This window comes from Wenzhouxiangella sp. YN9 (assembly GCF_056324165.1).
This window is the reverse complement of sequence record NZ_JBJNIP010000066.1, coordinates 124,544-137,638: the sequence shown is the minus strand read 5'-3', so window position 1 is coordinate 137,638 and position 13,095 is coordinate 124,544. Positions and strand designations below refer to the sequence as shown.

At 62.8% G+C, this 13,095-nt stretch carries 6 protein-coding genes and 1 tRNA gene; 5 read left to right on the top strand and 2 right to left on the bottom strand.

Annotated elements, in window-relative coordinates:
* Nucleotides 1-345: 345 nt before the first annotated feature.
* A tRNA-Leu gene (locus ACEWQ0_RS04625) sits at nucleotides 346-432 on the bottom strand.
* A gap of 414 nt (nucleotides 433-846) precedes the next feature.
* Between ACEWQ0_RS04625 and ACEWQ0_RS04620 the strand changes: the two genes are divergently transcribed.
* The 5 genes from ACEWQ0_RS04620 to ACEWQ0_RS04600 all read left to right on the top strand — a co-directional run bounded on the left by ACEWQ0_RS04620 (nucleotide 847) and on the right by ACEWQ0_RS04600 (nucleotide 12,516).
* Nucleotides 847-2,010: an acyl-CoA dehydrogenase family protein gene (locus ACEWQ0_RS04620; protein WP_476482937.1), complete on the top strand. Its 1,164-nt coding sequence runs from the start codon at nucleotides 847-849 to the stop codon at nucleotides 2,008-2,010.
* A 56-nt stretch (nucleotides 2,011-2,066) separates the two neighbouring features.
* Entirely contained in the window at nucleotides 2,067-7,025 is a 4,959-nt protein-coding gene (locus ACEWQ0_RS04615) for an NAD-glutamate dehydrogenase (RefSeq protein ID WP_476484655.1), read from the top strand.
* A 24-nt stretch (nucleotides 7,026-7,049) separates the two neighbouring features.
* Nucleotides 7,050-7,808 carry an NAD kinase gene (locus ACEWQ0_RS04610; protein ID WP_476482939.1) on the top strand — a complete coding sequence of 253 codons (759 nt, stop codon included), beginning with the start codon at nucleotides 7,050-7,052 and terminating at the stop codon, nucleotides 7,806-7,808.
* A 156-nt stretch (nucleotides 7,809-7,964) separates the two neighbouring features.
* Entirely contained in the window at nucleotides 7,965-8,486 is a 522-nt protein-coding gene (locus ACEWQ0_RS04605) for an REP-associated tyrosine transposase (protein ID WP_476484658.1), read from the top strand.
* 715 nt (nucleotides 8,487-9,201) lie between these two features.
* Nucleotides 9,202-12,516 carry an amidohydrolase family protein gene (locus ACEWQ0_RS04600; RefSeq protein WP_476484654.1) on the top strand — a complete coding sequence of 1,105 codons (3,315 nt, stop codon included), beginning with the start codon at nucleotides 9,202-9,204 and terminating at the stop codon, nucleotides 12,514-12,516.
* 88 nt (nucleotides 12,517-12,604) lie between these two features.
* On the opposite strand, the gene ACEWQ0_RS04595 is transcribed toward ACEWQ0_RS04600, so the two are convergent.
* Nucleotides 12,605-13,093, bottom strand: coding sequence for a hypothetical protein (locus ACEWQ0_RS04595; protein ID WP_476484653.1), 489 nt, complete (start codon nucleotides 13,091-13,093; stop codon nucleotides 12,605-12,607).
* Nucleotides 13,094-13,095 lie beyond the last annotated feature (2 nt).

The following is a 13,095-nucleotide window of genomic DNA, read 5'->3' as shown; positions in this document are numbered from 1 at the left end:
TCTCCAGATCGCGAAAGCTCTGCTCGGGCGCTGGCTTCGCGACCTGGAGGTCGCTCCTACGGTTCTGGTGGCGGTTGTTGATGTAGGAGCGGTCTCCAGACCGCGATCAGCTCCGCTCGGGTGTTGGCTTCGCGACCTGGAGGTCGCTCCTACGGCTCGGGTGGCGATTGTTTGGGGGGGATCAATGGTGCCCAGGGGGAGACTCGAACTCCCACATCCTTTCGGACACTAGCGGCTGATGTGCTTCGCGCGCGCTTCTTTGCGTTTCACGCAAAACCGCACCCGCTATGCGATTGGCCTGAATCGCTTCAGGTGCACGAGGCGGATGAATTAGGGGGAAGTAAGTGGTGCCCAGGGGGAGACTCGAACTCCCACATCCTTTCGGACACTAGCACCTGAAGCTAGCGCGTCTACCAATTCCGCCACCTGGGCAGGTGGAAGCGCGGCATTATAGGACAAGCCGCGGGATTTTCCAAATTTTTCTGTCTTGCTGCTCTGAAGCCAAGAGGCTCCGGAATAAAAAGGCGGCCGGAGTTTCGGCTCCGGCCGCCGGAATCAGGTGTGGCCCAGGCAAGGGGGGAACCTGGGCCACGATCCGGATGGGGAAGGGGGGAACCCCGGTCCGGAAGTTGTGATTCTACGAAACCCGCCGACACTGTCAAGCAACATTTGGACATATTGTGAGGTGGTTCACACCTTTGGCGCCGGCGGTCGTCAATATCTTGACGGCCGGTTCTCCGGCGACGCTTTGTCCATCAGCTTTTCAGCGGGTTGTCGGCCTGTCTTCGGTGTTCGGGCGGAGTATAATCGGAACTGCTGAATTTCACTTGTCAGGACACGACTTCCATGGATTTTCAACTGACCGACGAGCAGCAGATGATTCAGGCTGCTGCGCGCGATTTTGCGCGCGACGAAATTGCCCCGATCGCATCCGAGTTCGATGCCTCGGGTGAGTTTCCCCTCAAGACCATTCAGGGCATGGGCGCGCTGGGGCTGATGGGCATCGAGGTGCCCGAGGCCTACGGTGGCTCCGAGCTGGATACGATTGGCTATGTGCTGGCGATGATGGAGGTCTCCGCCGTGGATGCGGCGCACGGCACGATCATGTCGGTCAACAACTCGCTTTTTTGCAACGGTATTCTCCAGCACGGCACCGAGGAGCAGAAGCAGAAATATGTGCGTGCCATCGCTTCCGGTGACGAGATCGGCGCCTATGCGCTGACCGAGCCGCAGTCGGGTTCGGATGCGGCCAACATGAAGGCGCGGGCGGTGCTCAGCGACGACGGCAGTCATTACGTGATCAATGCCCGCAAGTCCTGGATCACTTCCGGGCCGGTGGCGCGCTATCTGGTCTTGTTTGCCAACACTGATCCGGACGCTGGCTCGCGCGGGGTGTCGGCTTTCATCATTGACGCCGAGCGCGAAGGCTTTCATCGCGGCAAGCTCGAGCCCAAGCTGGGAATTCGCGCCTCGGCGACCTGTGAAATCGAACTGACCGATTACAAATGCCCGGTCGAAGACCGACTGGGCGATGAAGGCCAGGGCTTCAAGATTGCCATGGGCGTGCTCGATGCCGGGCGTATCGGCATTGCCGCGCAGGCGGTGGGCATTGCCCAGGCCGCCTACGAGGCCAGCGTGGACTATGCCCGCGAGCGCAAGGCTTTCGGCGCCGAAATCGGCACGTTCCAGATGATTCAGTCCAAGCTCGCCGATATGAAAACCCGCCTGGAGGCTGCGCGCCTGCTGACCTTGCGGGCAGCTTGGGCCAAGATGAAGGCCAGCGAGACCGGGGCCCGCTTTACCCTCGATGGCTCGATGGCCAAGCTGTTTGCTTCGGAAACGGCCATGTGGGTTGCCCATCAGGCGGTGCAGATTCACGGCGGTATGGGCTACAGCAAGGAGATGGCGGTGGAGCGGTACTTCCGCGACGCCAAGATTACCGAGATTTACGAAGGCACCAGTGAGATCCAGCGTATGGTGATTGCAAGAACCGAAACCGGGTTGCGGTAACGGCCACCGCGGACGCTGGCGGTGAATGAACCACAAGTATTATCAGGAAGGATTGAATGAGTCACAGTAGCGACAGGAAGGCGGATATCCTCGAGAGCGTCAATCGGGTCGTGGCCCGGGACGAAGGGCGTGAATTGGGGCCGGAGTTCGTCCGGCGTTTTCTTCGCCGCGTGCCGGTTGACGAGCTTGAAACGCTGTCGACCGAAGAGCTGGCGTCCATGGCCACCGACTTTCTCGAGTTTGCCCGCCAGCGTGCGCGCGCCGAGGTTCGCCTGCGCGTTTTCAATCCGGATGCCGAGACCCACGGCTGGGAGTCCACGCATACCGTCATCGAGATCGTCAACGATGACATGCCGTTTCTGGTGGATTCGGTGGTGTTGGCACTGTCCGAGCTGGGCATTGCGGCCCATCTGATCATTCACCCCGTCATGCGCGTCAAGCGCGATGAGAGCGGTCAGCTCGTGACGCTGATCGAAGACGGCGAGGATGCCGGCCAGGCCGAGTCGGTAATGCAGCTGCAGATCGATCGGCAGAACTATCCGGAAATGCTGACCAGGATCGAACAGCGCATTCTGGCGGCGCTCGCCGATGTGCGCCGGGCGGTGGCGGACTGGAAGCCGATGCTGGCCCAGGCGCGCGAGATTGCCGCCGAGCTGCCGACCAAGCACACGCAGCTGTCGGAGCCGGCGCGCCAGGAGATTCGCGATTTCTTCGAGTGGCTGGCCAACGATCACTTCACTTTCCTGGGCTATCGTGAATACGTGATCGAGGAGCGTGACGAGGGCCGTGTGTTGACGGCCGTGGCCGACAGCGGTCTGGGCATCATGCACCCCGAGCATCGCGATGCGCCGGTACGCGCGCTCAGAGAGCTCAGCGGTGGCGGTCAGCACGTTTCACCCGACGATCCGGTCATCATCACCAAGACCAACGCTGCCTCTACCGTGCACCGTGGCGGTTATATGGATTACATCTCGGTGCTGTACTTCGATGAGCAGGGACAGGTCACCGGCGAGAAGCGCCTGATCGGGCTGTTTACCTCCGGCGCCTATATCCGTCGCTGCGAGGACACACCGCTGGTGCGCCGCAAGGTGGAAGAGGTGGTTCGGCTTTCGGGCCTGCAGTCGGGCAGCCATGCCGGCAAGGCCCTGATGCACATTCTCGAGACGCTGCCCCGCGACGAACTGTTTCAGGCTTCCAGTGACGAGCTGCTGGAGCTGGCCATGGGCGTTCTCGACCTGCAAGAGCGCAGTCAGACGCGTCTGTTCGTTCGCCGCGAGCGCTTCGGCCGCTTCTTCTCCTGCCTGGTGTTCATTCCGCGCGAGCGCTTCAATACCGAAAACCGCGAAAAGATCCAGAACATCCTCAAGCGTGCGCTCAACGGCGAGCGGCTGGATTTCGGCGTGCTGGTGGGCGAATCCAAGCTGGCGCGCGTGCACCTGGTGGTGCGCCCCACGGGCGATGCCAACGTGGACGTCGACATCGAGGCCATCGAGGACGAGATCAAGCAGGCCATCCGCTCCTGGGAAGACGATCTGACGGAAATCCTGATTCGCGAGCACGGCGAGGAGCACGGCCTGGATCTGGCGCGGCGTTTCGGCCGCGCATTTCCGGTGTCCTATGTCGATGATGTCTCGCCGCACGTGGCCAGCTATGACGTCGTCAATCTTTCCATGCTCAGCGAGCTTGACGACCTGCGGATGAGTCTTTACAAGCCGCGCAGCCGCGCCGCGGGCCTGCTGCGCTTCAAGATCTTCAAGCACGGCGATCCGCTGTCGCTGTCGGATGTGCTGCCGATGCTGGAAAATCTGGGCATGCGCATCGTTTCCGAGCGCCCCTACGAGCTCAATGTGGCCGGCGAGCACGAGGTCTGGATTCAGGATTTCGACATGCGCCCGCCGGGTGATGCCGACATCGATCTGGACCAGGTGCGCGACAAGTTTCAGGACGCCTTCGAGCAGGTCTGGCGGCAGCGCTGCGAGAACGATGGTTTCAATCGCCTGGTGATGCTGGCCGGCCTGGACTGGCGCCAGGTCAATCAGCTGCGTGCCTTCTGCAAGTACCTGCTGCAAACGGGCATGCCATTTTCACAGGCCTACATGGAGCAGACGCTGGCAGCCTGGCCGCTGGTGGCGCGCCTGTTGGTGGAGTACTTCGAGACGCGCTTTGATCCGGCGCGCCGCAACGAAGAAAAGTCGCAGCGCAGCAGCGCGCGTGAGCACCTCGAGGCGCAGTGTCGCGAACTGGCCGAAAGCTTTGACGACGAGGTGCTCTCCGAGTTTCTCGACGAGATCTGCCAGGCGCGCGAAGGTGAGCCGTCGGGCGATGTCGAGTCCTTGCTGCGCAAGACCATTCTGCGCGCGCTCGACTCGGTCAGCTCGGCCGACCAGGACCGCATTCTGCGCGGCTTCTGCGATTTGATCCGCGCCACGCTCCGCACCAGCGCCTTCCAGCGCGACGAGCAGGGTGAATATCGCGAGTACCTGGGCTTCAAGCTGGATTCCGCCCAGGTGCCGGACCTGCCGCTGCCCCGACCGTATCGTGAGATCTGGGTCTATTCGCCGCGCATGGAAGGCATTCACCTGCGCGACGGCAAGGTGGCCCGCGGCGGGCTGCGCTGGTCGGATCGACGCGAGGATTTCCGCACCGAGGTGCTGGGTCTTCTGCGCGCCCAGAGCGTCAAGAACACCATGATCGTGCCGGTGGGCGCCAAGGGCGGCTTTGTGGCCAAGCAGCTGCCCGAAGGCAACGACCGTGACGCGGTGATGGCCGAGGTGGTTCACTGCTACCGCAGCTTCATCAATGGCATGCTCGACATCACCGACAACCTTGACGGCGACAAGGTGCTGCCGCCGCGGGATGTGCTGCGTCACGACGATGACGACCCCTATCTGGTGGTGGCAGCCGACAAGGGCACGGCGACATTCTCCGACATTGCCAATGCCATTTCTGCCGAACACGGCTTCTGGATGGGCGATGCCTTTGCCTCCGGCGGTTCCAACGGCTATGACCACAAGAAAATGGGCATTACCGCCCGCGGCGCCTGGGAATCGGTCAAGCGCCATTTCCGCGAGCTTGATCACGACACCCAGAGCGAGGACTTCACCGTTGTGGGTATCGGCGACATGGGTGGCGACGTGTTCGGCAACGGCATGTTGCGCTCGGAGCATATCCGTCTCAAGGCCGCCTTCAACCATATGCACATCTTTCTCGATCCGGATCCGGACGCGGCCAGCAGCTACGCCGAGCGCAAGCGTCTGTTCGAGCTGCCACGCTCGACCTGGGCTGATTACGACGACAAGCTGATCTCGGCCGGCGGCGGCGTGTTTTCGCGTCAGGCCAAGGCCATCGAACTGTCCGAACAGGTGCGCGAGTGGCTGGGCGTGAAGGAAACCTCGCTGGCGCCGCACGAGCTGATCAAGGCCATTCTCAAGGCGCCGGTCGATCTGCTGTGGAACGGCGGTATCGGCACTTATGTCAAGGGTGAGGCGGAGTCGCACGCCGAAGTCGGTGACCTGGCCAACAACCTGGTACGCATCAACGGTGGCGATATCGGCGCGCGCGTGGTCGGCGAGGGCGGCAACCTGGGCATGACCCAGCGCGGCCGCATCGAGTACGCCATGGCCGGCGGGCGCAACAACACCGACTTCATCGACAACTCTGCCGGCGTGGACTGCTCCGACCACGAGGTCAACATCAAGATCCTGCTCAACGATGCCGTCGAGCGCAACTTGATCGATCTTGACGAGCGCAACCAGCTGCTGGCCGATATGAGCGACGAGGTCAGTGATCTGGTGCTGCAGTCGAACTACCTGCAGAACCAGGCGCTGAGCATGATGGAGGCCATTACCAGCGATCGTCTGGGCGCCGAGGCGCACTTCATTGCCGTGCTCGAGCATCAGGGCGTCATCGACCGCGATCTCGAGGAGCTGCCCGACGAGGAGGAGCTGCGCGAACGCGTGGCCCGGGGCGAGGGCCTGACGCGCCCCGAGCTGGCGCTGTTGCTGTCCTACAGCAAGATCACGCTCTATCAGGATCTGCTCGAGACCGACGTGCCGGAGGATCCCTACCTCTCGGCCGAGCTGAAGAACTACTTCCCCACGCCGCTGCGCGAACGCTTTGGCGACTTGATGCCCGAGCATCGCCTCAAGCGCGAGATCATTGCCACCAAGGTGACCGACAGCATCGTCAACCGCATGGGTGCGCCGTTCGTGATGCGCATTCGCGAAGACACCGGTGCCAGCTCGGCGACGGTGGCCAAGGCCTATACCGTGGCCCGTGAGATCTTCTCGGCGCGCAAATTCTGGCAGCGCATCGAGTCGCTGGACAACAAGGTGCCGGCAAGGCTGCAGCTCAACGCCCAGCTGGAAATGTGGGACCTGCTGCGCCAGGTGACCCGGCGCCTGATCACCCTGCCGGGTGGCTATGACATCGATATCTCCAGCAAGGTCGACCGCTTTGCGCCGGGCATCCGGCGTTATCAGGAGGCCCTGCCGGAGATGCTGCAGGGCGAGCTCGAGGAGGCGCTGCACTCCCGCCAGGTCGAGCTGGTCGAGGCGGGCTTCAGCGAGGAGGTCGCGCATGAAGTGGCCGGGGTGCGTTTCGCCTACTCGGCGCTGGATATCGTCGATGAGGCGCGCAGGCAAGAGCGTGAAGTCGAGGAAGTGGCCGGCATCTACTTCCGACTGTTCGACTTCCTGAGCCTGAAGTGGCTGCGCATCCAGGTCGAGAGCCTGCCGGTCGAGCGCCAGTGGCACGCCCACGCCCGCGGTCATCTGCGCGATGACCTGTATCGCTATCATCGCGAACTGACCCGGCGCATTCTGCTGGAGGCCGCTGATGAAGAGCATTCGGTACAGGTCTGGATGGACCGGCATGAGGACGCGGTCAATCGGATCGGCCTGATGCTCGAGGAAATGCGCAACACCGCCTCGCCCGACTATCCGGCGCTGCAGGTGGCGGTCAACGGTCTGAAACAGCTGCTGCACGCAACCAACCGTGAAGCCGTTGACGCCTGATTGCCGCCCAGGAGAGTAGATACCGTGCAAGTGGCCATTCTCGCCAGCACTCATCCCGGCTCGCAGGACGCTGCGCGGGCCCTGCGTGAGCGCTACGGCGAGGTGGCCCTGGACGCCGCCGAGGTGCTGGTGGTGCTCGGCGGCGACGGTTTCATGCTGCACACCCTGCATGAGCACGTCGACCGCAACCTGCCGGTGTTCGGCATGCGCCTTGGCGAGGTCGGTTTTCTGATGAACCGCTTCGCCGAGGACGACTTGCTCGAACGCATTGCCGCCGCGCGCGAGGTGGTGCTCAACCCTTTGAAGATGACGGCCACCGACCAGAGCGGGCAAACGGCTCAGGCGGTGGCCATCAACGAGGTCGCCCTGCTCAGGCAGACCAATCAGGCCGCGCACATCCGCATTCTGGTCAACGGCCGTGAGCGCGTCGAGCGCCTGGTCGCAGACGGCGTGCTGCTGGCCACCGCCGCCGGCTCCACCGCCTACAACCTTTCCGCCCACGGCCCGATACTGCCCCTGGGTACCGAAGCGGTCGTGCTGACCCCCATCTCCCCTTTCCGCCCGCGCCGTTGGCAGGGCGCGATTCTGCCGGCTTCGGCTGAAGTTTCTTTCGAAGTACTGCAGCCCAGCTACCGCCCGGTCAGCGCTACCGCCGACTACGACGAATTCCGCGACGTCACCCGGGTGGACGTGCGCCAGCAGCACAACATCACCCACCGCCTGCTGTTCGATCCCGAGCATTCACTCGAAGAACGCATCCTCTCCGAACAGTTCCTCCAGTAACCACCCCCGCTTCGCCCGAACGCTGGCTTCGCGACCTGGAGGTCGCTCCTACGGCTCGGGTGGCGGTTGTTTTTGCTGTGTGCTTCGCCCCGGGGCTTGCAAACGGCATTCGGCTTTTCTAGTCTGAATCTGGCGTTGGTTATTGGGGTGGTCTTTATGGATCGAGGTGATTCCTTGCGTCCCGGCAGCAGGGCTTTGCGCTTCGGGCGTTTTTCTCAGCCGGGTATGGCTTATTTGGTGACGGCGGTCACGCATCGGCGGGAACCTTTGTTTTACCGGCTTGATTGCGCGCGGGCCGTGGTTTGTTCCCTGCGGGACCACGATGTGCGCGGCTGGACTGAGACGGCAAGCTTTGTGTTGATGCCGGATCATCTCCACTGGCTTTTCCAGCTGGGCCAGGAGAAGTCGCTTTCTGCTGTAATGCGTGATTTCAAGGCGTATACCTCCCGGCAGATCAATCAGCTGCTTGGGCTGCGGGGGCGGCCTGTCTGGCAGAAAGGGTTTCATGACCATGCCCTGCGGGAGCACGAAGATCTGCGGCGTGTTTCACGTTATGTGATCCGCAACCCACTTCGGGCGGGACTGGTGGATAACCTGCGTGAGTATCCGCACTGGGATGCCTGGTGGTTTCGGCCAGAGCGGGGTGTGCCGATGGAGTCGGCTTTGCTGGGACTGTGAGATCGCGACCTGGAGGTCGCTCCTACGGCTCGGGTGGCGGTTGTTGTTGTGGGAGCGGTCTCCAGATCGCGAAAGCTCCGCTTGGACGCTGGCTTCGCGACCTGGAGGTCGCTCCTACGGCTCGGGTGGCGGTTGTTGTTGTAGGAGCGGTCTCCAGACCGCGATCAGCTCCGCCTGGACGCCGGCTTCGCGACCTGGAGGTCGCTCCCACGGCTCGGGTGGTGATTGTTGTTGTAGGAGCGGTCTCCAGACCGCGATCAGCTCCGCCTGGACGCTGGCTTCGCGACCTGGAGGTCGCTCCCACGGCTCGGGTGGTGATTGTTGTTGTAGGAGCGATCTCCAGATCGCGAAAGCTCCGCTTGGACGCTGGCTTCGCGACCTGGAGGTTGCTCCCACGGTTCCGGTGGCGATTGTTGTTGTAGGAGCGGTCTCCAGATCGCGATTGGCTCCGCTTGGACGCTGGCTTCGCGACCTGGAGGTCGCTCCCACGGTTCCGGTGGCGATTGTTGTTGTAGGAGCGATCTCCAGATCGCGAAAGCTCCGCCCGAACGCTGGCTTCGCGACCTTGAGGTCGCTCCTGCGGCTTGAGAGGTATAATCGGGATTGGTGTGGGCGGCCGGGTGGCGTTGCGTAAGCGGAGGGTTGCATGGGCTGGTTCAGGCATGCTTCGCGCTTTCGTGGTCTTGTACACATTCAATGACGAGGAACAGGATAGATGTCATACAGATTGTTATTGCCCCTGCTTACACTTTTTCTGGCCATGCCACTGGCGGCCCAGGAAAACGGGCAGGTTGACGGTTCCGAAAAGGAAGCGCATGCAGAATGGTCGGTCAACGAGCCGCCGGGTGACTGGGAGACGATCAGCATCGACACCGATGAGGTGACCTGGTCGGATGTGGACGTGCATCCTGATGGCGACAAGCTGGTGTTCCATATGCTCGGCGATATCTACACGGTGCCGGTGTCGGGCGGTGAAGCGACTGCGCTGACTGACGATCTGGCCTGGAACTTCCAGCCGCGCTACAGCCCGGACGGCAGCGAGATTGCCTTTGTTTCCGATCGTGAGGGTGCGGAGAATATCTGGATCATGAATGCCGACGGCTCGAATCTTCGGCAGGTGAGCAAGGAGCGCGATAATCTGCTGCACAACCCGGCCTGGTCGCCGGACGGCAACTACATTGCCGCGCGCAAGGGCTATTATTCGCAGCGCTCGATTCCGGCCGGTTCGATCTGGATGTACCATCGCGGCGGCGGCAAGGGCGTGATGCTCGTTGATCGTCTGCACGGTGAGCAGTCCCAGAAGAATATCGCCGAGCCGTATTTTTCGCCGGACGGCCGCTATGTCTACTTCAGCCAGGATGTGACTCCCGGCGCGGTGTGGGAATACAACCGCGACGCTAACAAGGGCATTTTTGCCATTCGCCGCTTCGATCGCGAAACCGGCGAGACCGAAACCGTGGTTTCAGGGCCTGGCGGCGCCATTCGTCCGGTGCTCTCGCCCGACGGCGAGCAGCTGGCTTTCGTGCGCCGCAATCCCATGGAGCTGACCTCGCGGCTGATGGTCAAGGACCTGAAGTCGGGCATCGAGCGGACGCTGTTTACCGAGCTCGAGCGCGACAAGCAGGAAACCTCCGGTGATATGGGTAATTTCCCCGGCTTTTCCTGGATGCCCGACGGTGAATCGATCGTGATCTGGACCGGCGGCAAGTTCCATCGCATCGGCACGGACGGTTCGCACCAGCCGATCGAGGTGCATGTTGCGACTGAAAAGCAGATTCATCCGGCAATTCGGCGCACGGTCGAAGTCTCGCCCGATCGTTTCCCGATCCGCATGGCGCGCTGGACCCAGCGCAGTCCCGACGGGCGCCATGCCATCTATCAGGCCATGGGTTATCTGTGGCTGCACGACCTCGAAAAGGACAGCCACCGCCGCCTGACCAAACAGGACGAGCACTGGGAGTTCTACCCGCGCTTTTCGCCCGACAGCCGATCGGTGGTCTACACCACCTGGCACGACGAAGAGCTGGGCTCGGTGCGTATCGCGCCGATTGGCCGCGGTCGCAGCCGCACCCTCAGCGACGAGCCGGGGCACTACATCGAGCCGTCTTTCTCGCCCGATGGCAAGCAGGTGGTTTTCGTGCGCACGGCCGGCGGTTACCTGACCTCGCCCAACTGGTCCGAGCGTACCGGCCTGTACGTTGCCGAGGCCGATGGCGACGGCATGCGTCGCGTGCACGACAGCGGCAGCAATCCGCAGTTCACGGCCGACGGCCAGCGCCTGCTGTTCTCGCAGGGCAGCAGCGACGGGCTGGCGCTCAACAGCGTCAACCTGCAGGGCAATGACCTGCGCGAGCACCTGCAGGGCAAGTGGATAACGGAGTATCGGGTGTCGCCCGATGGCCGCTGGGTGGCCTTTACCGAGCATTACAACGCTTATGTGGCGCCCTTCTTCGCGGCCGGCAGCAAACTCACCATCGGCGCGGATTCACAGGCCTATCCGGTACGGCAGGTTTCGGGCCGGGCCGGCAATCATCTGCACTTCGACGCCGACAGTTCGGCGATTGGCTGGGCCCATGGCGCCCGCCTGTACCGGCGTGAACTTCACGATGCCTTCGCCTTTCTCGAGGGCGCTCCGCAAGAGCTGCCCGAGCCGGAAACCGAGGGCGTTGAGCTCGGCTTCGAGGTGGAGTCCGACCGCCATGACGCGCGTATCGCTCTGGTGGGCGGCCGCGTCGTGACCATGCGTAACGCTCAGGAGCAGCAGGAAGTCATCGACGATGGCGTGGTGCTGATCGAAGGGCATCGTATCCGTGCCGTGGGCTCGCGCGACGAGGTCGAAATCCCCTCCGGGTTCGAGACCGTGGATGTCGCCGGCAAGACCGTGGTGCCCGGCCTGTTCGATTCGCACGCGCACGGCCCCATGAGCAGCCGGCAGCTCACGCCGCAGAAGAACTGGTCGCAGCTGGCCAACCTGGCGTTTGGCGTGACCTCCATTCATGACCCGTCCAACGACAACGCTGCCATCTTCTCGATGGCGGAGCTGCAGCGGGCCGGCGAGGTGGTGGCGCCGCGCATCTGGTCGACCGGCCGGATTCTCTACGGTGCCCTGGCGCGGGGCGCGACCGCGAGGGTCAATTCCTATGAAGACGCCGAGTTTCATGTTCGCCGGCAAAAGGAGCTGGGCGCGATTTCGGTCAAGAGCTACAACTACCTGCGACGTGATCAGCGCCAGCAGGTGCTGGAGGCTGCGCGCAATCTCGACATGCTGGTGGTGCCCGAAGGCGGCATGCGCCTGGAGCAGAACCTCACCCACGTGGTCGACGGCCACACCGGCCTGGAGCACAGCCTGTCGATCAAGACCGCTTATGACGACATCCGGCAGCTGTGGAGTCAGACCGACGTGGTTTACTCACCGACCTTTGTGGTGGCCTACGGCGGCCTGATGGGCGAAGAGTACTTCTACGACCGCTACGACGTGTGGAAGAACGAGCACCTGCTGAGCTTTGTGCCCAAGTTCATCGTCTACCCGCGCTCCATCCGGCGCCCGAAGGCCCCGGACGAGCACTACAACCACGTGTTTGTGGCCAAACAGGCCAAGGCCTTCAACGAGCTGGGCATTCCCGTGGTCATTGGCGCCCACGGCCAGCTGGCCGGGCTTGCCGCACACTGGGAGATGTGGGCGATGGTGCAGGGCGGCTTTTCGCCCTGGGAGGCGCTGCGTGGCGCCACCATCGACGGCGCCGAGTACTACGGCATGGGCGATGAAATCGGCTCGATCGAAGCCGGCAAACTCGCCGATCTGTTCGTGATCGACGGTAACGTGCTCGAAGATATCGAGCAGAGCCAGAATGTGGTCTACACCATGCTCAACGGTCGCCTCTATGATGCTGCGACGATGGACCAGCTGGCCCCTGAAAAGGTCGAGCGCAAGCCGTTCTTCTTCGAGCGCGAGGGCGGTGATGCCTGGGTGCCCGAAACGATGGGCTGGGTCGAGAGCCTGGGCCGCGAGCACGGCTGGCACCACCACTGATTCGACCGCAAGGCCAACAAAAAACCCCGCCGGCACTGCCGGCGGGGTCAGATCGAAAAGCTGAGCCGGGTTTGCTCAGCGCACTGAATCAACGACCGCCGCGCTTTTCCTCACGCAGTTTACGCGCCCGTTCGATGATATCTTCGCCGGTCAGGCCGTCGAGCGATTTGTAAAGGCTGGGCAGGCCGGACCAGGCGGCGGTGTCGTAGGTGCCGAGAAAGCGCAGCGCCGAATCCAGCTTCTGGTATTGCGCCTTGGACGTATCCATCGCGATCAGCTCGAGGCTTTCCTGAAACGCCTGCGGGCTGCTGCCGTCGAGCACCATCGTCAAGCCATAACCTTCTTCCTGGGCTTCGCCTTCCACGCGCGGAATCTTCTTTTCAGGATCGACGCTGTCACGGCGCTGCAGGGATTCCGGTTCCCGGTCCTGGCGTTCGCCGCGGCGCACGATCTTGCGCCCGCTGTCGCTGGACTGGGTCTGCGCCTTTTCCTCGGGTTTTTCGGCCGGCGCCGGATCGTCCGCGCCGCAGCCGATGGCCAGAAAGGCCATGCTCATGATGAAGATGGTCTTCTTCACGG